Source organism: Azonexus caeni, assembly GCF_048146105.1.
In the GTDB taxonomy this organism is placed as follows: domain Bacteria; phylum Pseudomonadota; class Gammaproteobacteria; order Burkholderiales; family Rhodocyclaceae; genus Azonexus; species Azonexus aromaticus_B.
On sequence record NZ_JBKJAD010000002.1, the window covers coordinates 231,198 to 253,457 of the forward strand.

Sequence of the window (22,260 nt, forward strand, 5' to 3'; positions counted from 1 at the left end):
ATGTCAACCGCCGTGATTTCAGACGGTATTGACGTGCGCGGTGAAGGCATAGCGATAGGTCTGCGTGTTGAAGTTCTCCCAGCGCGTGATCACGCCGGCATTGGGCGGCCAGGGATCATATACCAGCAGGCCGGAAAACCCGGGACTGCCGGCCAGCGCGAAGAGACTGCGGGTGTAGCCGGCGACGGCGCGCGAATGGCCCGGAATGAAGCTGATCAGCGGCCGGTTGGCACGGATTTCATTGACGTGCAGCGAAAAGGTCGGCGTTGCCACCATCGCCGCGCTCAGCGCCGACGAGGTCAGCTTTTCCAGAGTCTGGGGTACCTTGTTCTCGTCGCCGTAAGGCAGGCCGTTGGGATCGGCCAGCGTGCCCAGGCCGAGTTCCTCGGCGAGTCGCGTCTGCTCGTAGTTGTAGCGATAGAAATCGAGCAGCATCTGCACGCTGGCGCCGACGCACCAGACGCTGGTTTCCTGGCCGCGCAACTCGAAGCACGGCGCATGATCGCCGGCACGGTTGGAATAGCGCAACTGCTGGCTGTCGTGCAGGCGGCTGATGGCGATCGTCGCCGGCAGGAAATCGCGCGAGATGAAGAGATCGCCTGCACCCACCCGCTGACCCAGCGCCTTGCGCAAGCCGGCGGCCCGCAGTTCGAAGCGTTTGCCGGCGTCGGCCTTGCTCTTCCCCGGCAGTTCGGCGATCAGCGACCAGCGCTCGAACTGCCCGGGCTCGCCGCCCTTGCGCCGCTTTTCCGCCGTCGGGATCGCCGCCCAGGTAGCCAGTTCCAGCAGCGCCACCTCCTTGCCATCGAGCAGGAACTGAACGGCGATCTTGGGATAGCTGTAGGCAACGAAACGCAGTTCGTCGTAATCGGCAATGCGGGCGGCGCGGGCGCGGCGGGCAAAAACCGACTTGGCCTGTGCCAGCCAGGCGTTGGCGTTCCACTCGGCGTCCGGCGCCAGCGCCAGGATCGATTCGCCGAACAGGCTCTGCGCCGCGATATCGACGTAGCCGCGCTGACCGTCCGCCTGTTCCAGCGGCACCCGGTAAAACAGGATTTCGCCGTTGAGGTCGAAAATCGGCGTTCCCGGCATCAGTTCGCTCTTTTCCAGATCGACATCGGGCAGCGCCCGGGCCGCGTTGAGCAGGTTGAGTTCGGTGATGGCAAATTCATGCGCATCCTGCGCACTGAGGGAAAATGACATGATCGTTTCCTCCGTTGTGTTCCGGTTTTTCCGTGCCTGCCCCCGCCTGGTATCCTTTTCCGGGAAGCGGCAGACCATGCTCATGGCGCCCGGCAATGTCATGACATGGTTTTAAACATAGAACAACGGAATCATCAGTCAATGAAAACTTTCGCGCCGCCAGGCGGGGCCGGAAGGGCGTCGTTACCGAATGGCACAGCGCGCGGCTTCGTGACGGACTATCATCCCGCGCCATCTCCCCCCTGGCGCGCGACGCCACTTGCTGACGACACATCGTTGATGAACTCCGCTACGCCCAAGCTCCCCTTCCGCCACGCCCTGCTACTTGCCGGCGCCCTCCTGCTCGCCGCTTGCGTCACCACCCAGCCGGCACCACCGCCGGCGCCGCCGACGCCCCCGCCGACCGCCCACAAGCCGAAGATCGGCCTCGCTCTCGGCGGCGGTGCGGCGCGCGGCTTCGCCCATATCGGCGTGATCAAGATGCTGGAATCCCAGGGCATCGTCCCCGATCTCGTCGTCGGCACCAGTGCCGGCGCCGTCGTCGGCGCGATGTACGCCGGCGGCTACGATGCCTTCGCCATGCAGAAGCTGGCGATCCAGCTCGACGAGACGCTGTTCGCCGACTGGACGCTGCGCGGCCCCGGCCTGCTCAAGGGCGAGGCGCTGCAATCCTTCGTCAACCAGAACCTGAAGCGGCGTCCGCTGGAAAAGCTCAAGCTGCCCTTCGGCACCGTCGCCACCGACCTCAACAGCGGCGAGCGCGTCGTCTTCCGGACCGGCGACAGCGGCATGGCGGTGCGCGCCTCGGCGGCCGTCCCCGGCGTCTTCCAGCCGGTGACGATCAACGGCCACCAGTACGTCGACGGCGGGCTGACCAGCCCGGTGCCGGTGCGCGCCGCGCGCGAGATGGGCGCCGATTTCGTCATCGCCGTCGACATCTCGGCGGTTGCCGAGGGCCAGCCGGTCGACAGCATGAGCGCCATCCTCTGGCAGACGACGACGATCATGGGCAGCGTCATCGGCAAGACCGAGCTGGCCGAGGCCGACGCGGTGATCCGCCCGCGCCTGCCCTACGTCAAGTCCTGGGATTTCAACGCCCGCCACGAGGCGATGATCGAGGGCGAAAAGGCGGCGCTCGCCGTCCTGCCGACGATCCGCCGCAAGCTGGCGCGCTGAAGCGGGCGACCGTGGCGCACCGCACCGTCCACATGCCGAAGTACCCGGAGTGCTGGCAGAGCTGCGGCTCCTGCGCCAGCGGCGACGTCTTCATCCTGGAAGTGCTGGTCGCGCCGGGCGAACAGTTGCGCCACGACGACAACATCCTGACCCTGGAAACCGGCAAGGTGGCGCTCGACATTCCGACGCCCTACGCCGGTCGCGTCGTCGAAATCCATGTCAGCGCCGGCGACCACGTCGCCGAAGGCGCGCCGCTGGTCACGCTGGAGTGCGATTAAGCGGCTATCATCGGGGCGTCGTCACCGTGGAGTCCCTGCCGATGTCCAGCCCAGCCCTGCCCGCCCGGATCAACCTCGCCCTGCAGGGCGGCGGCGCCCATGGCGCCTTCACCTGGGGCGTGCTCGACGCGCTGCTCGAAGACGAATCGATCGATTTCGAGGGCGTCAGCGGCACCAGTGCCGGAGCCATGAACGCCGCCTGTCTCGCCCACGGCCTGCTGCACGGAGGCCGCGCCGGCGCGCGGCGGGCGCTGGCCGATTTCTGGCTGGCGATCGCCGACACCCTGCCGGCGCAATTTTCCGGCAACCAGGTGGCGAGCATGGCGCCGGCGCTGAAGATGATGCTGCAATGGACCGACCACCTCAGCCCGGAGCAGTTGAACCCCTTCGACCTCAACCCGCTGCGCGACGTCATCGAACGCCAGATCGACTTCGCCGCCCTGCGCGCCGCCAGCCCGGTCAAGCTGTTCATCGCCACCACCCACGCCAACTCCGGCAAGCTGCGCCTGTTCCAGAACCATGAACTGTCGGCCGACGTGCTGCTCGCCTCGGCCTGCCTGCCGACCATCCACCGGACCATCACGATCGACGGCGAACCTTACTGGGACGGCGGCTACAGCGCCAATCCGGCGGTCTTTCCGCTGGTCTACCACTGCCAGTCGGCCGACCTGATGCTGGTCCTGCTGACACCGCTGCACTATTCGGAAACGCCGGAAAGCGCCAAGGAAATCCGCGAACGCCTGCGCGAACTCGCCTTCAATTCGACCTTCCTGCGCGAGATGCGGATGTTCGCCCACCTGCGCGAGCAGATCGGCGACAGCAATCCGCTCCCCGACTGGCTCCTCGACCGCCTGCCGATCGCCCGCCTGGAGCGCCGCTTTGCCCGCCTGCGCTTCCACGCCATCAGCGCCGACAGCGTGCTCGGCGAACTGCCCGGCGACAGCAAGCTGGCGGTCAATCGTCAGTTCTTCGAAGAACTGCACGCGCTCGGCCGGGCGGTCGCCCGCCGCTGGCTGGACAGCAAGCGCGAGGCGCTCGGCCGGCAACCGACGCTCGACCTCGGCGCGCTGTTCTACTGAGCCGGCGGCTCGTCGACGACGATGCCCCAGTCGCCGAAGGTGTACCAGTCTTCGCCGAGCAGTTCGGCCGGATGCTGGGTGCGCCCGGAACCGTTGCCGCAGGCCATCTCGCCGGCCGGGCAATAGCGGTCGCAGCCCCAGCAGATACGCTCGGGGTGCTTCGGATGCAGCGGGAATTTCTTGGCCATCAGCCATGCCCGCCGTTGAGAATCTGCTGCATGCCGCGCATCACCGCCAGGTTGGCTTCTTCCATCCGCGTCAGCGCCTGCAGCGCGCCGGCCGGATCGCCTCGGCGATAGCAGGCGACGGCCTGGCGGGCGTGGTCGTGCACCGCCTTGTGCGGGCCTTCCATCTCGCGGTAGCCGGGTAGCCGCGAGAAGCCGGCTTTGCCCTCGCCCTCGTAGTACCAGCGACCGAGCCGGCATTCGGTCTCGTCCGGCAGGGCCTCCGGGGCAAGGCCGGAAAGACCGAGCAGGACCTTGTATACCTCGAGCTTGAGCAGCAATTCCTCGACGTTGGCCAGTTCGGCGCTAGCCACCTGCGACGACGAGGCGATCGCCGCCTGCATCTGCTGCGACATCGCCAGCAGGCGCTGCATGCTCTGCGTCGCCGCCTCGCTTTCGGCACCGTGGCGGGCCGCCTCGCCGGCGCCGAGATCGATGGTCGCCTTGGCCTGGGCGGTTTCGGCCTGGATGCCGACGACCAGCGTGCCGATCTCGGTGGTCGCCCGGGCGGTGCGTTCGGCCAGCTTGCGCACCTCGTCGGCAACCACCGCGAAGCCGCGCCCGGCCTCGCCGGCCCGTGCCGCCTCGATCGCCGCGTTGAGCGCCAGCAGGTTGGTCTGCTCGGCGATTTCCTGGATCAGCCGGACGATGCCGCCAATCTCGCCGACCCGCCGCGTCAGGTTCTCGACGCTGTCGCCGGCGGCGCTGATACGCCCGAACATGGCGTGCAGGCTGGCGGCAATCTGCTCGAAGGCGGCGCGGTTGGCGTCGGATTCGGCGGCGGCCTCGCGGGCGCTCGCGGCTTCCCCGGCCAACTGCCCGGAAAGACCGGAAAACGACTGCTGGATGCCGGCCAGCGAACTGCCGAAACGGGGAATGTTGCCGAGCACGCCATCGAGCAAGGTCTGCCGCGCCAGCAGCGTCTGGTTCGCTGCCCGGTCGTCGGCGAGCTGGCGGCGCAGCTCGTCGGCGGCGGCCTCGCTGGCCAGCAACTGCGTCCTGATCTGGTGATTCTCGGCCACCACTGCCGCCAGCTCGCGCCGGGTGCGGATTCCAAACATGCTGCTTCCTGCCTGCCACTCAATCAATGTTGAGTAATTTACTCAGGAATTAAGCGGGCGAACTTGATATCCCTCAAAACCGCGCTCAGCTTGCCGCCAGCGCCGACGTTCGCCGCCCGAGCCGGTTGATCGCCAGCGACAGCAGGATGACGCTGCCGCCGAGCGCGATCTTGGCGAGGTCGGCGTCGCGATTCCAGATCAGCAGATTGACCAGCAGGCCGAGCGGCACATGCAGCTCGTTCATCACCGCCAGCGTGCCGGCGTCGACGCGGGTGCTGCCCTTGACCCACCAGAACATGCCGAGCGCGGTGGCGAATAGGCCCATCCACAGCAGCACGCCCCACTGCATCGCCGTCACCGGCAGCTTGTCCGGGTTGCCGAAGATCAGGAAGGACGGCAGCACAAGGACCAGCGCGCCAAGGAAGAAATGGCCGAAGAAGCGGTACAGCGGCAGTTCGACCGGATGATGCAGCAGCAGATGGCGGCACAGCACCTGGCCGGCGGCGAAGGTCGCGTTGGCGATCTGCAGCAGCACGAAGCCCCACAGGAATTCGCCGGCCAGCGGCTGCCAGCGGATCAGGATGCCGCCGCCGACGGCGACCGCGGCGGCGAACAGCGCCCAGCGGTTGAAGCGGCGTTCGAGCGCGTCCTCGATCAGGGTCACGTAGATCGGCGTCAGCACCGTGAACAGCAGCACTTCCGGCACCGTCAGCACGCTGAAGCTGCGGTACAGGCAGAGGTAGGTGATGCCGAACTGCAGCGCCCCGGCCAGCCAGAAACCGGCCGCCAGCCGCGCCGGCAGGCCGCGCCAGACGGTGAACGGCAGGAACACCAGCGCCGCCACGGCAACCCGGGCAAGCACGGCGAAGTCGCTATCGACCTGGCCGGCGAGATACTGGCCGATCAGGCTGAAGGAAAACGACCAGATCAGGTTGACGATGAGCAGGTAGGACATGACGGCGGTCGGCGGCAAAAGCGCGAATGATAAAGGCAGGCGGCGCCGGCCGCTAAAAGAGTTGCAGCTCGGCCTGCACCGCCAGCGGCTGCTGCGTCGCCGCCGGCGGCTGCAGCCCGGCGGCGCGCACGCCGAGCAGGCGGATGCGCTTGCCGAGCGCGATGCGCTTCAGGCACTGCCCGGCCGCCCGGCGGATCGCCTGGGCGTCGGCCAGCGGTTCGGCCAGCGTCAGGTCGCGGGTGACCGTGCTGAAATCGGCGAAGCGCAGCTTGATGCCGATCGTCCGCGCCACCAGGCCCTTGCGCGCGAGGTCGTCGGCGACCCGGGCGCACAGCCCGGTGAAGGCTTCGGACAGCGCCGCCCGGTCGAGGCCGACGTCGAGGTCGCGCTCGAAGGTGCTCTCGCGGCTGACCGACTTGGGGTCGCGCTCGGTCACCAGCGGCCGCTCGTCGATGCCGCGGGCGGCGCGCCAAAGCCAGCTGCCGGTGCTGGCGCCGAAGCGGCGGACCAGTTCGCTCTCGGCCACCGCCGCCAACTGGCCGACCGTGTCGACGCCCATGGCGCGCAGCCGCTCGGCCGCTTTCGGGCCGATGCCGTTGATCTTGCGCGCCGCCAGCGGCCAGATCCGCGTCGGCACATCGTCGGCGCCGAGGATGGTGATGCCGTCGGGCTTGTCGAGGTCGGAGGCGATCTTGGCCAGCAGCTTGTTCGGGGTGATGCCGATCGAGCAGCTCAGCCCGGTCGCCGCGAACACCGCCTGCTTGATCCGCCGGGCCAGCGGCAGACTGTCCTCGGCGATGCCGCTCAGGTCGATGTAGATTTCGTCAATGCCGCGGTCCTCGATCACCGGCGCGACGCTCGCCACCGCCGCCTTGAAGCGCCGCGAGTAGTCGCGGTAGGCGTCGAAGTTGGCGGGCAGCAGGATGGCGTCGGGCGCCAGTTGCGCCGCCTTCATCAGCCCCATCCCGGAAAACACGCCAAGCGCCCGCGCCTCGTAGGTCGAGGTGGTGATCACGCCGCGTCCGACGTAATCGCGCAGCCGGGCAAAACGCAGGCTGCCGTCGGCCTGCTCGACCGGGCGGTCGACGCGGCGCCCGCCGACCACCACCGGCTGGCCGCGCAGCATCGGGTAATGCCGCAACTCGACCGACGCGAAGAAGGCGTCCATGTCGAGATGGGCGATGCGGCGATGACTGTTCATATCCACAGTATATCGCCGAAAAAGCTCTCTGCACCAGCATCCAGCTTATCCCCGAAAGCTGTGGATAAGTCTGTGGAAGCGCACTGGGCGGGCAATCTAGCCGACTGACGGATAAGCGATTTTGTTGCCCTGCCCATTTTTTGCGCAGTTGCCGCCAATGGCGTAAAGTGGAGGTCTGTCCGGATCGCTGATCCGGCGCACCGTTTTTCGCGAGGTCATCATGCCCACCACCGTCAATTCCAGCACCGCCGCCCAGGACCCCTACCGCAGCCAGATCACCGGCAACCGCGGCGAGCGCGCAATGAATTCGCTGACCAGCAGCCTGAAGGCCACCGAGAAGATGGCAACGGCGATCGGTGCCGACAGCAGCGGGGTGAAAAACGCGCTGCAACAGATTTCCGGGACAACGTCGACGGCCAGTGCCGGCAGTTCGACCAAGGTCACCCTGAGCAGCGAGGGGGTTGCCCGCCAGCAGGCGGAAAGCAGCCGGCCGGAGCGGCGCCAGTTCGCTTCGGTCGACGAAGCGATCGCCTATGGCGCGCAGCGCGCCAGCGAACAGCAGGGCAGCCGGGCCACCGGCACGACCGATACCACCCAGCAGGCTGCGGCGACGAACGGCAGCACGCGCCGCCAGTTCGCTTCGGTCGACGCCGCCATCGCCTACGGTACCGCCCGCGCCGCCGAACAGTCCGGCAACGGCAATCAGACCAGCCAGACCACGAACGCGAGCGAAGCGACCAGCAGCAACGGCCGCCGCCAGTTCGCCTCGACCGAGGAAGCGATCGCCTACGGCACGCAGCGCGCGCTCGAGCAGTACAACAAGCAGAAGCTGGCCCTCGGCTCGGCCAGCAGCTAAGACCAGACACACCGACACGGGGCGGCCGGCGGGCCGCCCCGTGTCGTTTACCGGCGGCAGCGGGTAAACTGCCGGCGATGACCACCCTGCCTGCCCGCCCCCGCCTGCTGTCGCTGATTCCGCCGCTGACGCAACTGAACACGCCCTACCCGGCGACGGCCTACCTGACCGGCTTCCTGCGTTCGCGCGGCTTCCACGCGACGCAGGCCGACCTGGCGCTGGGCACGGTCCTCGAATTGCTCTCACCTGCCGGCCTCGACCAGTTGCGGGCGGCGGCGGAAGCGCTGCCGCGCAAGCAGCGCTCGCCGACGATCAAGACCTTCCTCAACCAGTTCGAGCGCTACCGCGTCGCTACCGGGCCGGCGCTGGCCTTGCTGCAGGGCCGCGACAGCTCGCTGGCGCACCGCATCTGCACGCGCGCCTTCCTGCCCGAAGGGCCGCGCTTCTCGGCGCTCGACCACTATGTCGACGACGGCAGCGGTGATCCGCTCGGCTGGGCCTTCGGCGCGCTCGGCATCCAGGACCGCGCCCGCCACCTGGCGACGCTCTTCCTCAACGACCTCGCCGACGTCATCCGCGAAGCCGCCGACCCGCGCTTCGAATTCGTCCGCTACGCCGAATCGCTGGCCCAGAGCCAGCCCAGCTTCGAGCCGCTGGCGCAGGCGCTGGCGGCGCCGCCGACGCTGGTCGACACGACGCTGGAAAAACTGGCGATTTCGACGGTCGACCGTGAAAATCCGGACATTCTGCTGCTCTCGGTGCCCTTCCCCGGCGCGGTCTATGCCGCCTTCCGCATCGCGCAGGCGGTCAAGGCAAAATATCCGCAGATCGTCATCGTCCTCGGCGGCGGCTGGGTCAATACCGAGCTGCGCGAACTGACCGAGCCGCGCGTCTTCGACTACGTCGATTACGTCACCCTCGACGACGGCGAAGCGCCGCTGCTGGCGCTGATCGAGCACCTCGCCGGGCAACGGCCGCGGCTCAACCTGCGGCGCACCTTCACCCGCGTCGACGGCGCCGTGCGCTGGTTCACCAGCGGCGAACCGGACGTGCCTTTCGAGGATGTCGGCACGCCGACCTGGGACGGCCTGCCGCTAGACCGTTACCTGTCGCTGCTCGACATGCTCAATCCGATGCACCGGCTGTGGTCGGACGGCCACTGGAACAAGCTGACCGTCGCCCACGGCTGCTACTGGAAGAAATGCAGTTTCTGCGACGTCAGCCTCGACTACATCTCGCGCTTCGAGGCGGCCAACGCCAGCACGCTGGTCGACCGCATCGAGCGCATCGTCGACGAGACCGGCCACAGCGGTTTCCATTTCGTCGACGAAGCAGCACCGCCGAAGGCGTTGCGCGCGCTGGCCGAGGAACTGCAGCGGCGCAATCTGGCGATTTCCTGGTGGGGCAACGTCCGCTTCGAGAAGTCGTTCACGCCCGAACTCTGCCTGCAGCTCGCCGACAGCGGCTGCATCGCCATTTCCGGTGGTCTGGAAGTCGCTTCCGACCGCCTGCTGGCGCTGATGAAAAAAGGCGTCTCGGTCGATCAGGTGGCGCGCGTCACCCGCGCCTTCACCGACGCCGGCATCCTGGTCCATGCCTACCTGATGTACGGCTTCCCGACGCAGACCGTGCAGGACACGGTCGATGCGCTGGAATACGTGCGCCAGTTGTTCGCCGAGGGCTGCATCCAGTCCGGCTTCTTCCACCGCTTCGCGTGCACCGTGCATTCGCCGGTCGGGCGTAATCCCGCTGAATACGGCATCACGCTCAAACCGCTGCCGTTCAAGGGCTTCGCCAAAAACGACGTGGCCTTCAGCGACCCGACCGGCGTCGATCACACCAGCCTCGGCCAGGCGCTGAACAAGGCGCTTTACAACTACATGCACGGTATCTGTCTCGACGACGATATCCGCCGTTGGTTCGACGAGCGGGTGCCAAAACCACGGGTCAAGCGCGATTTCATCGCCCGTGCGCTGGGCGCCGTAAACGGCTGAACGCTGGTCGCTCCCTCGACGAGGGCCACCGGCGTCCGGACCAACCGACGCGCCTCAGTTCACCTGCAGGCTGCCACCACGCCCGAGGCCACCTTCAACGCTCTGCGCCTTGTAATTGCGCAGGCCGATCACCATCTTGTTGTAGGCATCGGAAAATGCCGCCACCGTCGCCTTGCCTTCCGGCGTCTGCGAGAATCCGCCGAGACCACCGGCTGTCCGGCCACCGAAAGCCCCCAGCGCAGCACCGAAATTGCTCGCCGTCGCGTTGCCTTCCGCAGCCGCCAACTGGACACCGGAACGGATGTCGTACAAGGTCAGGGTAACGACGGAAACCTTGCTTTCAGCCCCAGCCGCGATGATCGCGCCACCATGGCCGATCAGACCGCCCAAGGCGCCGGCGACGCGACCGGCTGGCGATTCGTCGATGACGATCGAAGGCTCCATGTAGTAGTCGGCGGCAACGCGTTGCCCCTTATGCTGGTTGGAACCGACGCGGAATTCACCGGAGTTGCGCTGCTTGTCGGCGATCGCCGAAACCTTGCTCTCGGTCCGGCTGTTGCCGATCGTGGTGATCACGAAACAGTTCGATTGCTGCACCGCCAGGCGAATCAGCGGATCGATCCGGGTCACCTTGGTGGCGCGACCGAAGCTACCGTACCACTCCTTGCCGCGACCATCGTCGAAAGCCAGCGTGCCCAGCGGTTTGGCGCAACGCTCGAGGCCGGCATTGGCGCCGACGCTGGTCGAACCGCTGGCCGAGCCGCCGACCGCCGTGGCATCGGGCGAACCGGTCGTCACCGAACCGCCGGCGCCGGGCGTCACACAGGCCGCGAGCATGAACGGCACCGACAACAGGGCCAGGGCCGAGAACAATTTGTGTTTGAACATTTTCAGCACTCCTGCAAGACTCAATAACGACGGGATCTGGATACATGGCGCTCGTGCCAGCGATCGTCATCGCGCCATTGCCACTGGTATTCGTACATGCCCAGCCAGAAATTCCGGGATTGCTCGCGCTGGCTATCTTTCCAGCGTTGATAAGCCACTTCGCTCTGCTTGGCCTTTTGCGCATCGATCAGCAATTTGGCGGCCTCCTTGTCGCCGCGGCCGGACGCCACCAGCAACCATTTTTCCGCCTCAGCCGGATCGGCGCCCATTTCCTCCAGGCCGCCCAGATAAACCCGACCGAGCGCCGTCTGCGCCGGCAGATAGCCGCGCGACGCAGCGTCGCGCATCCAGGCCAGCGCCCGATGGCTGTCCTGCTGAACACCGTCACCGCGGAAATAGCGCAACCCGAGATCGTATGCCGCACGCGGATCCTTGCCAGCCAGGGCAACGAGTTCGGCATGCTGGCGTGCCACCGCCGGATCGACATCGGCCAGGGGATTGAAGGTGGCCGTATCACGCGGCCGTTCGGAACAACCGCTTTCGTCGCAAATTCTGATGCTCTGCGGTGCATCCTGCGCATGAGCCGAAAGGACGGTCAGGCCCAGCAAAAAGACAAACAAGCCTACTCTCGACATCACGCCCTCCACCAGCGCCAAAACAAAAGACCTTAATAAATTTGCCAAAGGAATATGACAAAGCGCTTGGATTATCCGCCGCCCAATACCCAACATCAAGCATGCAAAAGTCATTTTTACCATTCATTTCAAACGCCGGATGCAACTCAGACGATCGTTATAGCCGGGTCTTTCATGGCGCAAGAGATGCCATCCCGGTTTGCCGCGTGGACGACAAGGAGGCGCTTCGTCATGAGGTAGCGACGAAGGCAGATACGACAAAAAAATATCGCTTCGGAATAGGCCATGACATCGTGACAAATATTGCATTCATGAAACTTTTCAACGCTGCGGCATCTCGCGTAAGCTAGGCGGCGCAATGTCCTTGCCCATATACCAATGAAATTGAGCGTCATCCCCAGCAGTCTGACCAGCCGCCTGATCCTGCTCGGCATCGTCCTGTTGTTGACCGGCGCCTTGGGACGCACCGTCCTGCTGAGCGATTACCTGCGCGACGACTTGCAGAAGCAGACGGCCGAACAGTTGCTGGCGATCGCCAACTACGTCGCGCAGGATATCGAACGCGATCTCGCCGACCGCCAAAGCCTGCTCGAACGGATCGCCGGCAATCTGGGCCGCGTCACCAGTCCGGCCGAGCGGTACGCCTTGCTCGGCCAGGCGCAGAACCTGAACCCTCTGTTTTCGCAAGGCATGCTGTTGGTCGACCGCGACGGCCGGGTCAGCCTCGACTACCCGGTGCTGCCTGGCCGCAGCGGCAGTTCGCTCGCCGACCGCGCCTATTTCAAGACGGCCTTGGCCGGCAAAGCCAGTATCGGTCAGCCTTTCATCGACGCCCCGGCGACTGGCGCCATCCTGCCGATGGCAGTACCGGTGCGTGACGCAAATGGTCTGGTGACAAAAGTACTGGTGGGTTATTCAGCGCTGCATTCGGCCAATTTCATGGCTGCGCTCTACGCCACACGGATCGGCAACAGCGGCGGCTTGCTGCTGGTTTCGCCGGAATACCGCTTGTTCATCGCCGCCTCCGATGAAGGCAAGGTGCTGCGACCGACGCCAGCCGATGGCGTCAACCCGATGCACGACCGGGCCATGCGCGGCTTCCGCGGCACCGGCATCACGGTCAACGCCGCCGGCATCGAGGAAATCGCCGCCACCGCCTCGGTGCCCAGCGGCAACTGGTTCGTCGTCGCCCGCCTGCCGACCAAGGAAGCCCTTGCGCCTCTGGAGCGCTTGCGCAGTTTCATCTTGAAAAACACGGCGATCATCCTGCCCGCCTTCATCGTTTTCATGATCATCGTCATGCGCAGCATGCTGCGCCCGCTGATGGAAACCGCCCGCCGCGCCGACCTGATGACGCTCGGCGAAATCCCGCTGGCGACGCTTCCGGTGGCGCGCAAGGACGAAGTCGGCCATCTCACCGGAGCCTTCAACCGGATGCTCAGCAAGCTGCTGGAAAGTCGCGCCGAACTCGCCCACATGGCGCATCACGACCCGCTCACCGGCCTCCCCAACCGCAAGTTGCTGGCCGACCGGATGTCCCAGGCGCTGGCGCGGGCGCAGCGCAACCGGACGCGGATTGCCATCCTGTTTCTCGACCTCGACGGTTTCAAGCCGATCAACGACCGTTTCGGTCACGAAGCCGGCGACCAGGCCCTGGTTGAAGTGGCCCGCCGTGTCGGCGGCATGCTACGTCAGGAAGACACCCTGGCACGCATCGGCGGCGACGAGTTCGTGATCCTGCTGTCCGACCTCGCGGAAAACGCCGAGCGCGTCGTGGCCAAGGTCGCCGAAAAGTGCCTGAGCGTTTTCGAGCCGGATTTCGTCATCGGCGGCCAAAGCTGCCGGCTCTCCACCTCGATCGGTATCGCCCTCGGCGATGCCGACGGTGACCAGTTGCTGATCGCCGCCGACCAGGCGATGTACCGCGCCAAGGAACAGGGGCGCGGTCGCTATTGCTGGGCTTGAACCAGGTGGCTCAGCCAATGACGCCGATGACGTTGAGGAAGATCAGGACGATCGCCACCGGCGAGACGTAACGGACGACGCCGAACCAGAGTCGGAAGGCGCCGCCGCGCAGGCCGACTTCCTCTTCGACGTGGGCGCGCTTCATCGCCCAGGCGGTAAATAGCGCGATCAGCAGACCGGCCAGCGGCATCATGATCTTGGTGGTCAGCGTGTCGAGCAGGTCGAACAAGCCGAGCCCGAACAGGCTGAAAGCGCTCCATTCGTTGAACGACAGCGCGACGGCGACGCCGAGCAGCCAGATGCCGGTCGACAGCAGCAGCACCGCTGCCTTGCGCCCGAGGTCAAAACGCTCGACGAGCAGAGTGACGCCAGGCTCGAGCAGCGAGATGGCCGAGGTCCAGGCGGCAAAGACGACCAGCACGAAGAACACCAGGCCGACGACGTGCCCGCCCGGCATCTGCGAGAAGGCCAGCGGCAGGGTCTGCAGCAGCAGGCCGGGGCCGGCGGCCGGTTCCAGCCCCTGGGCGAAGACGATGGCAAAGATCGACAGGCCGGCGAGCAGCGCGACGCCGGTGTCGGCGGCGGCGATCGCCAGGCAGGTACGGGGAATCGACACCTCGCGGCCGAGGTAGGAACCGTAGGTGATGATCGCCCCCATGCCCAGGCTGAGCGTGAAGAAAGCATGGCCCATGGCGGAGAACAGCACGCCGCGGTTGATCGCCGACGGGTCGAAATGGAACAGGAAGCGGAAGGCCGCCGGCAGGTCGGCGGCGATGGCGCCGTAAGCGACCAGGAAAACGAGGATGCCGAACAGCGCCGGCATCATGATCTTGTTGGCGCGCTCGATGCCGCTGGTCACCCCGCCGAGAACCACCGCTGCGGTCAGCGCCATGAACACCGTATGCCAGAAGATCAGCCGTCCGGGGCTGGCCAGCAAGGCGCCGAAGGCGTCGGCAAAGGCTTCCTTGGGCTGCGCCGCGAAACCGAGACCGGCGCGCCAAGTGTATTCCAGCACCCAGCCAGCAACCACGCTATAGAACGCCAGGATGATGAAGGCGCCGACAATCCCGATCAGGCCGATCACCTGCCACCAGCGGCTGGCGCCGGCCTCGTCGGCGAGCACCCGCATCGTCATCACCGGATTGCCCTGACCGCGCCGGCCGAGCAGGGTCTCCGCCATCAGCAGCGGCACGCCGATGATCAGGATGCAGGCCAGATAGACCAGCACGAAGGCGCTGCCGCCATTGCTGCCGGTCATGTAGGGAAATTTCCAGATGTTGCCGAGGCCGACCGCCGAACCGACGGTAACCAGGAAGAAGGCCCAGCGACTGGACCAGTGGGCGCGCGGCCCTTGCGAGGAAGTCATGATGCTGTCCGGAATTTTAAGGGGCGGGATTCTACGCGCCCCGGCGCGCGCGCAAACCTGGGGATTTCACCTAGACAGGACCCGCGCAAGCGCCACGCGCCGAGCCCGCGTGATACATTCGCCCCCGACCGGAATCCCTGCAGTCGCCACCATGAACGACCAATTCGACCTCTTCTCCCAAACCCCCGCCGTGCCGGACGAAACCCCTGCCGCGCCAGCCATCGCCCCCGCAGCCGTGGCGACCGAGGCCGCCCCGCCGCCGGCCAGCGACGACGCCGACCAACCGCCGCTGCCGCCCGCCGCCCAAGGCCCGGCCGAAGACATCCCGCCGCCGGCCGACTACGCTGCCCGACGCTACCTCGAATACGCGATGAGCGTGGTCACCGGCCGCGCCCTGCCGGCCAACGCCGACGGCCAGAAGCCGGTGCAGCGGCGCATCCTCTACGCGATGCACCGGATGGGCCTGTACAAGAGCCCGAAGCACGTCAAGTCGGCGCGCGTCGTCGGTGACGTGATCGGTAAATATCACCCGCACGGCGACTCGTCGGTGTACGACGCGATGGTGCGCATGGCGCAGGACTGGAGCCTGCGCTACCCGGTAGTCGACGGCCAGGGCAACTTCGGCTCGCGCGACGGCGACAACGCCGCCGCCATGCGTTATACCGAAGCCCGCCTGACGCCGATCGCCGAACTGCTGCTCGGCGAACTCGACGAAGGCACCGTCGACTGGAAGCCGAACTACGACGGCGTCAACGACGAGCCCTGCCTGCTGCCGGCGCGCCTGCCCTTCTGCCTGCTGAACGGCGCTTCCGGCATCGCCGTCGGCATGGCCACCGAAATCCCCGCTCACAACCTGCGCGAAATCGCCGCCGCTGCCGTCGCGCTGATCCGCAACCCGCAAACCAGCGAGGACGAAATCCTGCGCCTGGTGCCCGGCCCCGACTACCCGGGCGGCGCGCAGATCATCTCGAGCCCCGAGGAAATCGCCGCCACCTACCGGAGCGGCCGCGGCAGCCTGCGCGTGCGCGCCAAGTGGAAGATCGAAGCGCTGGCGCGCGGCCAGTGGCGCCTGGTCGTCACCGAACTGCCGCCCGGCGTATCCACCGCCACCGTGATGTCGGAGATCGAAGCCTGCTCCAACCCGGTAGCCAAGGAAAAAGCCGGCAAGAAGGTATTCACCCCGGAACAGCTCAACCTCAAGGCGGCCTTCCTCTCGGCCATTGGTGAAAGCGGCGTGCGCGACGAATCGGGCAAGGAACACGACGTCCGCCTGGTCATCGAACCGGCCAGCTCGCGCCAGGGCCAGGACGACCTGGTCCGCCTGCTGCTCGCCCACACCAGCCTGGAAACCAACGCCTCGATCAACCTGACCCTGCTCGGCCTGACCGGCGCGCCGCGCCAGGGCACGCTCTACGACATGATCGCCGAATGGTGCCGCTTCCGGCTGAGCACCGTCGAACGGCGCACCCGCCACCGGCTGGCCGCCGCCGAACGGCGCATCCACATCCTCGAGGGCCGGCAGGCGATCCTGCTCGACATCGACCGGGTGATCAAGGTGATCCGCGAATCGGACGACCCCAAGGCCGATCTGATCGCCGCCTTCAAGCTGTCCGAGATCCAGGCCGAAGACATCCTTGAAATCCGCCTGCGCCAGCTGGCTCGCCTCGAAGGCATCAAGATCGGCGAGGAACTCGCCAAACTGCGCGAGGAAGCCGCCGGTCTCAACAAGCTGCTCGACTCCGAAAGCGCGCTGCGCGACTGCGTCGCCGCCGAGATCGAGGCCGATGCCAAGAAGTACGGCGACGACCGCCGCACCCTGATCGAAGCCGCCGAACGTGTCACCCTGTCCGACGCCAAGAACGTCTCGATCCCCGACGAGCCGACCACGCTGATCGTCTCCCGGCACGGCTGGCTGCGCTCGCGCACCGGCCACAACATCGATCCGGCGCAACTGACTTTCCGCTCCGGCGACAGCCTGCTCGCCTGCCTGCCCTGCCGCACGCTCAACCACCTGATCCTGCTCGACACCAAGGGCCGCGCCTACTCGATCCCCGCCGCCGACCTGCCCGGCGGCAAGGGTGACGGCGTTCCCGCCACCTCGCTCGCCGACTTCCAGGACGGCGGCAAGCTGGTGCTCGCCCTGGCCGTCTCGGCCGACAAGACCTACCTGGTGGCCGGCGAAGGCGGCTACGGCTTCCGCGTCAAGGGCGAGGACCTGCTGTCGCGCGGCAAGGCCGGCAAGGCCTTCCTGACGCTCGACGACGGCGAAGCCCCGGCCATCTTCCAGCCCGCCCCGGCCGACGGCGACATCGCAGTGTTTACCAAGGACGGTCGCGCCCTGGTCTTCCCGCTCGAGGAACTCCGCCTGCTCGGCAAAGGACGCGGCCTCAAGCTGATCGACGCGGCGCCCGGCAAGACCGCGCTGGAGGCGATCGAAGCGGTGGTCGACGGCGTCGCCGGCAAACTCAAGGGCGAACGCCTGGACAACTGCCGCGGCAATCGCGGCGGCAAGGGCAAACCGCTGCGCGCGACGCGCAAGTAAGGCGCCGCCTCAGCCGCGCGCGTCGCCCCAGCGGTAGGGCGAATCGTCCTCGCCCAGGTAGTGCGCGACGCCATCGCGACCGACGCAGTATTGCGGCGAGACGATCATCTCGCTCAGGTGCTGCGTGTCGCCGATGCGCGTGTATTCGAAGACGATGCAGCGCTCGATGCGCGTTCCCGAGCGGATGTGGCTGCCGTGCCCGATCCACGCTGGACCGATGATCGACACGCCGGGATCGATGCGCACGTTGGAGCCGAGATAGACCGGCCCGACCAGCTTCGCACTCTCCCAGGCCACCGCGGTGTTGAGACCGACCCAGACCCCGGGCGCAACTTCCTCGCCCGGCATCTCCATCTGCTCGACCTCGCCGCGCAGCACGCGCTGCGAAACCTCCCAGTAATCGCTCAAGCGGCCGATGTCGATCCAGTTGAAAGGGCGCTGCTGGGCGTAGAAGGGCAAGCCTTTCTCGACCAACAGCGGGAACAGCTCGCTGCCGATGTCGAAGGGCACGCCGGGCGGAATCAGGTCGAGCACCGCCGGCTCGAACAGGTAGATGCCGGTGCTCGCCAGGCGCGACTTCGCCTCAGCCGGCTTCGGCTTTTCCTGGAAGGAGAGCACCCGCCCGTTGTCGTCGGCGACCACCACGCCGTAGTTCGGCACGTCGGCCAGCGGCACTTCCAGCGTCACCACGCTGGCCAGCGCGCCCTTCTCGTGATGTTCGCGCAGCGCCGCCGCGATATCGAGATCAACCAGCGCGTCGCCGCAGATAACCAACGTCGTCTCGTCGAAGAAGCCACCGAAGTCCTGGATCTTGCGCATGCCGCCGGCCGAGCCCATGGCCTTGGGGACGATTTCCCCGTGTTCGCGCGCGCCTTCGAACGAGTAGCCGAGATTGACGCCCCAACGCCGGCCATCGCCGAAGTAGTTTTCGATCTTGCGATGGTTGAAGGCGACGTTCACCATGACGTCGCGCACGCCGTAGCGCGCCATGTGCTCGATCAGGTACTCCATCACCGGTTTGCCGAGGATCGGCACCATCGGTTTCGGCATCGACTTGGTCAGCGGACGCACCCGCGTTCCCTGCCCCGCCGCCAGAATCATTCCCTTGGCCATTGCTGCCTGCTTCCTCCGTCACGCCCGGGCCGACCGCCGGGCGATCGATCAATCGCCACCGAACAGGTCGCGGGTATATACCTTGGCCGCCACGTCGCTGATTTCGTCGCTCATCCGGTTGGCGACGATCAGGTCGGCCTGCTGCTTGAAGGCGGCGAGGTCGCGGATCACACGCGAGCGGTAGAACTCGTCGTCGCTCAGACCGGGCTCGAAGACCACCACCTCGATCCCGCGCGCCTTCAAGCGTTTCATGATTCCCTGGATGCTGGAAGCGCGGAAATTGTCGGAGCCGCTCTTCATCACCAGGCGGTAGATGCCGACCACCCGCGGGTTCTTGCGGATGATCTCGAAAGCGACAAAATCCTTGCGCGTCGTGTTGGCATCGACGATGGCGCGGATCAGGTTCTGCGGCACCTCGCGATAGTTGGCGAGCAGTTGCCGGGTGTCCTTGGGCAGGCAGTAACCGCCGTAGCCGAAGGAGGGATTGTTGTAATGGCTGCCGATGCGCGGGTCGAGGCAGACACCTTCGATGATCTGCCGCGTGTCGAGACCGTGCGTCGCGGCGTAGGTATCGAGTTCGTTGAAGTAGGCGACCCGCATCGCCAGATAGGTATTGGAAAAGAGCTTGACCGCCTCGGCCTCGGTGCTCTCGGTGTAGAGCACCGGAACCTCAGGCTTCAGCGCGCCCTGCTTGAGCAGGCCGGCAAACGCCTCGCCGCGCGGGCTGCGCTCGCCGACGATGATGCGCGACGGATACAGGTTGTCGTACAGGGCCCGGCCTTCGCGCAGGAATTCGGGCGAGAACAGGATCTGCGCCTCGCGCCCGAGAGCCAGGGTGAAGGCCTCGCGGACCTTGCGCGTGTAGCCGACGGGGACGGTGGACTTGATCACCATCACGGCATCGGGATTGATCGCGACGACATCGCGGATCACCGCCTCGACCGAGGCGGTGTTGAAGTAATTGCTTTCCGGATCGTAATCGGTCGGCGTCGCGATGATGACGTAGGCGGCCCCCGCGTAGGCGTCGTGCTTGTCGAGCGTGGCGCGCAGGTTCAGCGTTTCACCGGCGAAATGGGCTTCGATGTCGGGATCGGCGATCGGCGACTGACGCCGGTTGATCATCTCCACCTTCTCGGCAACGATGTCGAGAGCGACCACCTCGTTGTGCCGCGCCAGGAGCACGGCGTTGGACAGTCCGACATAGCCGGTACCGGCAATGGCGATTTTCATGCACGCTCACTTTGCAATCGATTTTTCCTCGGGGTCTGCTTGTTGGCAGGATGGCAGGCAGCGTAGCGAGCGGATGTTGCAGGCAGATGATGGCGCACCGGCAAATGAAATTGCCGCGCCCCTACCCAAGCCCGAAAAAGCTGTGCTATAGTTCGCGCCGCGCTGGAGACAGCAACCGGGCAGCAAAAACAAAGCGCCAATACGGTTCGCCGCTCCAGGCCAGGTTTTGTTGTATTTCCGGTTTGTTGCCACGGCGGCAGATTGGAAAATGATTCGGCTGTCTCTCGGAACTGGGGGTATAGCTCAGCTGGGAGAGCGCTTGCATGGCATGCAAGAGGTCAGCGGTTCGATCCCGCTTACCTCCACCAGGCACCGAATCACTACAAATCAGTCCAGGTCCCCATCGTCTAGAGGCCTAGGACACCGCCCTTTCACGGCGGTAACCGGGGTTCGAATCCCCGTGGGGACGCCAAGGTCAGGCAAAGTATCTGACTCAGGACCATGCTCAGGCACCTTTTCTTCCGGATGCCGAAAAGAGCCTCTTCTCTCGAAACAAAGCCAGCGGGCATGACTCGCCGCGAGTGATTTGCGCTCATTTCTGCCTTCCCGAGTATCGCCCGACGCGAGAAAGTGACAAGCAATGATCCAAAATTCGCGCGCCTTGCTGCGCACGACCGCCATCCTCACCGCAACTGCCGCCCTGCTCGGCTGGCTGCTCTGGACAACCGGCACCCCCAGCCCGCATGATGCGAAAGCTGCCACGACCGCAGCGCCAGCCAATGTAACAACACCGGACCAGGCACCGGGGCAGACGATCAAGCTCGGCGATGGCGACACGATGGTCGCCGCCTTGCTACGCCACGACATCCCTTCCGACACGGCCTACGAGATCACCGCCGCGCTCGAAGCCGCCGGCGCCAACCTGCGCTCGCTGCGACCGGGCGACTCTTTCCTGTTGCATCGCGACGACGATGCCCGACCGACCATGTTGGTCCATGCACCAAGCGCCTGGCTACGCTTCAAGGCGATCAACCGCGACGGCCGCTGGAAAGTCGAACGCAGCACGACCAAACCGGAAATCCGGGTCGAAATGCGCCAGGGAGAAGTGAAGAATTCGCTCTGGGACGCTGTCGAGAGCGGCGCCATCGCCCCCTCGGCCTTGCTCGACCTGGTGCAGATTTTCGAATCCGAGTTCGACTTCACCGCCGACACGCAGCCCGGCGACCGCTTCAACATCCTGATCGAAACACGCTACGCTGATGGCGTGCCGGTCGATTTCGGACGCATCCTGGCGGCCCAGTACGTCAGCGGCGAACAGACACTGACCGGCATCGGCTTTGCCACCCTGGGCGGCGCCCCGGAACGGCTGAGCTATTACGACGCGCAAGGCAATTCGCTGAAAAAGATGTTCCTGCGCTCGCCACTGGAATTCTCCCGCATCAGCTCCGGCTTTACCTACCGTCGCCCGCACCCGGTGCTCGGCGGCGTCAGGCCGCACCTGGCGATCGATTACGCGGCGCCGATCGGCACGCCGGTATGGGCGGTTGCCGATGGCGTGGTGAGCTTCGCCGGCCGCAACGGCGGCAACGGCATCCAGGTCAGGGTGCGCCACCGCGCCGGCTACGAAACCTACTACAACCACCTGTCGCGCCTCGGCAAGGGCATCCGCCGCGGCGCGCGCGTCGAGCAGAAACAGATCATCGGCCTGGTCGGCTCGACCGGCATCTCCACCGGCCCGCACCTCGACTACCGGGTGAAACACGGCAACGACTTCGTCAATCCCCTGAGCGAAAAATTCCTCCCCGGCAAGAAGCTCGACGCCGCACAGCTTCCGCAATTCACCCAGCAGGCCCGTGCCCTGCTCGCGCGACTGGAACAGGATAATGCGCTGCAACTGACCATCGACCCTAGCTGGCAAGGGAAACCGTGAGCACGACACGCTTAAATCGAAAAAGCGCCTTGCGCCTCCCGTCGGAGTTCACTATAATGCGCGGCTTCGGTTGCTGCACGGCGTATCCCAGCCGAAGCCCGGTTTCATAGCCGGCATTTCAGCAAGCCAAGGTTTAGCGCGGAGTGGTAGTTCAGTTGGTTAGAATACCGGCCTGTCACGCCGGGGGTCGCGGGTTCGAGCCCCGTCCACTCCGCCAATTTATTCCCAGGTGCCTGATTGCATTGAACAATCAGACACCCTGGCGAATAAAGGGGTACAACAACAGGGTACAAGGCGCAGTCGGAAGCGACTGCTCAAGCCCCCCCACCCGGGGATTTCCTGCAGGTTTTCCCTCTCCCCCACGCCTTCCCCCCTGAGAAGGCCGCAACCAATCCCGCTTCAACCGTCTTCTTCCTCAACATCCTGCGCTCGGTGCCCGGCTGGGTCTGGGGCGTCATCTTCGTCGCCGCGCCGACCCTCCACTCCACCAAAATTCTCGGCAAATTATGCGCCGAGACGCTCGAACAACTCGCCCCCAGCGCCATCCAACAACCGGCTCAACCT

The 22,260-nt window shown here is 65.9% G+C and carries 18 protein-coding genes and 3 tRNA genes; 11 read left to right on the top strand and 10 right to left on the bottom strand.

The genetic code is table 11. The features are described from left to right. Positions 1-18: 18 nt before the first annotated feature. Positions 19-1,203 (bottom strand): C39 family peptidase, encoded by a 1,185-nt coding sequence (locus ACLIIZ_RS04180; protein ID WP_416690938.1) that lies wholly within the window; start codon positions 1,201-1,203, stop codon positions 19-21. A 279-nt stretch (positions 1,204-1,482) separates the two neighbouring features. Between ACLIIZ_RS04180 and ACLIIZ_RS04185 the strand changes: the two genes are divergently transcribed. The 3 genes from ACLIIZ_RS04185 to ACLIIZ_RS04195 are packed head-to-tail and all read left to right on the top strand — an operon-like array spanning position 1,483 to position 3,736. Next, positions 1,483-2,379, top strand: coding sequence for a patatin-like phospholipase family protein (locus tag ACLIIZ_RS04185; RefSeq protein ID WP_416690939.1), 897 nt, complete (start codon positions 1,483-1,485; stop codon positions 2,377-2,379). A gap of 11 nt (positions 2,380-2,390) precedes the next feature. After that, the gene (locus tag ACLIIZ_RS04190) at positions 2,391-2,657 is read left to right on the top strand and encodes a biotin/lipoyl-containing protein (protein WP_416690940.1); all 267 of its coding nucleotides are present in this window, start codon (positions 2,391-2,393) and stop codon (positions 2,655-2,657) included. A gap of 41 nt (positions 2,658-2,698) precedes the next feature. After that, entirely contained in the window at positions 2,699-3,736 is a 1,038-nt protein-coding gene (locus ACLIIZ_RS04195) for a patatin-like phospholipase family protein (RefSeq protein WP_416690941.1), read from the top strand. On the opposite strand, the gene ACLIIZ_RS04200 is transcribed toward ACLIIZ_RS04195, so the two are convergent. From ACLIIZ_RS04200 to dinB, 4 genes are all read right to left on the bottom strand, one after another. Beyond that, entirely contained in the window at positions 3,730-3,924 is a 195-nt protein-coding gene (locus ACLIIZ_RS04200; RefSeq protein WP_416690942.1) for a DUF3079 domain-containing protein, read from the bottom strand. The two genes, ACLIIZ_RS04195 and ACLIIZ_RS04200, sit on opposite strands and share 7 nt — an antisense overlap. Further along, complete coding sequence (locus ACLIIZ_RS04205; RefSeq protein ID WP_416690943.1) at positions 3,924-5,021, bottom strand: methyl-accepting chemotaxis protein; 1,098 nt, start codon at positions 5,019-5,021, stop codon at positions 3,924-3,926. The genes ACLIIZ_RS04200 and ACLIIZ_RS04205 overlap by 1 nt, the downstream gene beginning before the upstream one ends. A gap of 85 nt (positions 5,022-5,106) precedes the next feature. After that, complete coding sequence (locus tag ACLIIZ_RS04210; RefSeq protein ID WP_416690944.1) at positions 5,107-5,976, bottom strand: EamA family transporter; 870 nt, start codon at positions 5,974-5,976, stop codon at positions 5,107-5,109. Positions 5,977-6,028: 52 nt separating this feature from the next. Continuing rightward, positions 6,029-7,177 (bottom strand): DNA polymerase IV, encoded by a 1,149-nt coding sequence (gene dinB / locus ACLIIZ_RS04215; protein ID WP_416690945.1) that lies wholly within the window; start codon positions 7,175-7,177, stop codon positions 6,029-6,031. A 220-nt stretch (positions 7,178-7,397) separates the two neighbouring features. Between dinB and ACLIIZ_RS04220 the strand changes: the two genes are divergently transcribed. Continuing rightward, complete coding sequence (locus ACLIIZ_RS04220; RefSeq protein ID WP_416690946.1) at positions 7,398-8,033, top strand: hypothetical protein; 636 nt, start codon at positions 7,398-7,400, stop codon at positions 8,031-8,033. A 77-nt stretch (positions 8,034-8,110) separates the two neighbouring features. Next, positions 8,111-10,027, top strand: coding sequence for a B12-binding domain-containing radical SAM protein (locus tag ACLIIZ_RS04225; protein WP_416690947.1), 1,917 nt, complete (start codon positions 8,111-8,113; stop codon positions 10,025-10,027). Between the two features lie 54 nt (positions 10,028-10,081). On the opposite strand, the gene ACLIIZ_RS04230 is transcribed toward ACLIIZ_RS04225, so the two are convergent. Together ACLIIZ_RS04230 and ACLIIZ_RS04235 are read right to left on the bottom strand one after the other, a co-directional pair. Then, positions 10,082-10,915, bottom strand: coding sequence for a hypothetical protein (locus ACLIIZ_RS04230; protein WP_416690948.1), 834 nt, complete (start codon positions 10,913-10,915; stop codon positions 10,082-10,084). Between the two features lie 20 nt (positions 10,916-10,935). Continuing rightward, positions 10,936-11,673: a tetratricopeptide repeat protein gene (locus tag ACLIIZ_RS04235; protein WP_416690949.1), complete on the bottom strand. Its 738-nt coding sequence runs from the start codon at positions 11,671-11,673 to the stop codon at positions 10,936-10,938. 255 nt (positions 11,674-11,928) lie between these two features. Here ACLIIZ_RS04235 and ACLIIZ_RS04240 point away from each other — a divergent pair, with 255 nt between their 5' ends. After that, the gene (locus ACLIIZ_RS04240) at positions 11,929-13,515 is read left to right on the top strand and encodes a sensor domain-containing diguanylate cyclase (RefSeq protein ID WP_416690950.1); all 1,587 of its coding nucleotides are present in this window, start codon (positions 11,929-11,931) and stop codon (positions 13,513-13,515) included. Between the two features lie 10 nt (positions 13,516-13,525). Here the strand turns inward: ACLIIZ_RS04240 and ACLIIZ_RS04245 are convergent, their stop codons facing one another. Then, a complete protein-coding gene (locus ACLIIZ_RS04245) occupies positions 13,526-14,881 on the bottom strand; it encodes a sodium-dependent transporter (RefSeq protein ID WP_416690951.1) in 1,356 nt (451 codons plus the stop codon). Positions 14,882-15,032: 151 nt separating this feature from the next. Between ACLIIZ_RS04245 and parC the strand changes: the two genes are divergently transcribed. Next, positions 15,033-17,423: a DNA topoisomerase IV subunit A gene (gene parC, locus ACLIIZ_RS04250; RefSeq protein ID WP_416690952.1), complete on the top strand. Its 2,391-nt coding sequence runs from the start codon at positions 15,033-15,035 to the stop codon at positions 17,421-17,423. Between the two features lie 9 nt (positions 17,424-17,432). On the opposite strand, the gene ACLIIZ_RS04255 is transcribed toward parC, so the two are convergent. Both ACLIIZ_RS04255 and ACLIIZ_RS04260 read right to left on the bottom strand, forming a co-directional pair. Continuing rightward, complete coding sequence (locus tag ACLIIZ_RS04255; protein WP_416690953.1) at positions 17,433-18,536, bottom strand: sugar phosphate nucleotidyltransferase; 1,104 nt, start codon at positions 18,534-18,536, stop codon at positions 17,433-17,435. 48 nt (positions 18,537-18,584) lie between these two features. After that, positions 18,585-19,766, bottom strand: a complete 1,182-nt coding sequence (locus ACLIIZ_RS04260) for a nucleotide sugar dehydrogenase (RefSeq protein WP_416690954.1) — start codon at positions 19,764-19,766, stop codon at positions 18,585-18,587. A 292-nt stretch (positions 19,767-20,058) separates the two neighbouring features. Here ACLIIZ_RS04260 and ACLIIZ_RS04265 point away from each other — a divergent pair. The 4 genes from ACLIIZ_RS04265 (at position 20,059) to ACLIIZ_RS04280 (ending at position 21,913) form a co-directional block, all read left to right on the top strand. Then, positions 20,059-20,134: transfer RNA gene (locus tag ACLIIZ_RS04265), tRNA-Ala, on the top strand. Positions 20,135-20,162: 28 nt separating this feature from the next. Then, positions 20,163-20,238: transfer RNA gene (locus ACLIIZ_RS04270), tRNA-Glu, on the top strand. A gap of 168 nt (positions 20,239-20,406) precedes the next feature. Next, complete coding sequence (locus ACLIIZ_RS04275; protein ID WP_416690955.1) at positions 20,407-21,696, top strand: M23 family metallopeptidase; 1,290 nt, start codon at positions 20,407-20,409, stop codon at positions 21,694-21,696. A 140-nt stretch (positions 21,697-21,836) separates the two neighbouring features. After that, positions 21,837-21,913, top strand: a tRNA-Asp gene (locus ACLIIZ_RS04280). Positions 21,914-22,260: the final 347 nt, after the last annotated feature.

Bases quoted from the DNA above. Each gene is read 5' to 3' on its own strand.
- ACLIIZ_RS04220 (WP_416690946.1), top strand. From the start codon at position 7,398: ATGCCCACCACCGTCAATTCCAGCACCGCCGCCCAGGACCCCTACCGC.
- ACLIIZ_RS04245 (WP_416690951.1), bottom strand. From the start codon at position 14,881: ATGACTTCCTCGCAAGGGCCGCGCGCCCACTGGTCCAGTCGCTGGGCC.
- ACLIIZ_RS04180 (WP_416690938.1), bottom strand. From the start codon at position 1,203: ATGTCATTTTCCCTCAGTGCGCAGGATGCGCATGAATTTGCCATCACC.
- ACLIIZ_RS04210 (WP_416690944.1), bottom strand. From the start codon at position 5,976: ATGTCCTACCTGCTCATCGTCAACCTGATCTGGTCGTTTTCCTTCAGC.
- ACLIIZ_RS04255 (WP_416690953.1), bottom strand. From the start codon at position 18,536: ATGGCCAAGGGAATGATTCTGGCGGCGGGGCAGGGAACGCGGGTGCGT.
- ACLIIZ_RS04205 (WP_416690943.1), bottom strand. From the start codon at position 5,021: ATGTTTGGAATCCGCACCCGGCGCGAGCTGGCGGCAGTGGTGGCCGAG.
- ACLIIZ_RS04260 (WP_416690954.1), bottom strand. From the start codon at position 19,766: ATGAAAATCGCCATTGCCGGTACCGGCTATGTCGGACTGTCCAACGCC.
- ACLIIZ_RS04235 (WP_416690949.1), bottom strand. From the start codon at position 11,673: ATGGTAAAAATGACTTTTGCATGCTTGATGTTGGGTATTGGGCGGCGG.
- parC (WP_416690952.1), top strand. From the start codon at position 15,033: ATGAACGACCAATTCGACCTCTTCTCCCAAACCCCCGCCGTGCCGGAC.
- ACLIIZ_RS04230 (WP_416690948.1), bottom strand. From the start codon at position 10,915: ATGTTCAAACACAAATTGTTCTCGGCCCTGGCCCTGTTGTCGGTGCCG.
- ACLIIZ_RS04240 (WP_416690950.1), top strand. From the start codon at position 11,929: ATGAAATTGAGCGTCATCCCCAGCAGTCTGACCAGCCGCCTGATCCTG.
- ACLIIZ_RS04200 (WP_416690942.1), bottom strand. From the start codon at position 3,924: ATGGCCAAGAAATTCCCGCTGCATCCGAAGCACCCCGAGCGTATCTGC.
- ACLIIZ_RS04225 (WP_416690947.1), top strand. From the start codon at position 8,111: ATGACCACCCTGCCTGCCCGCCCCCGCCTGCTGTCGCTGATTCCGCCG.
- dinB (WP_416690945.1), bottom strand. From the start codon at position 7,177: ATGAACAGTCATCGCCGCATCGCCCATCTCGACATGGACGCCTTCTTC.
- ACLIIZ_RS04195 (WP_416690941.1), top strand. From the start codon at position 2,699: ATGTCCAGCCCAGCCCTGCCCGCCCGGATCAACCTCGCCCTGCAGGGC.
- ACLIIZ_RS04275 (WP_416690955.1), top strand. From the start codon at position 20,407: ATGATCCAAAATTCGCGCGCCTTGCTGCGCACGACCGCCATCCTCACC.
- ACLIIZ_RS04185 (WP_416690939.1), top strand. From the start codon at position 1,483: ATGAACTCCGCTACGCCCAAGCTCCCCTTCCGCCACGCCCTGCTACTT.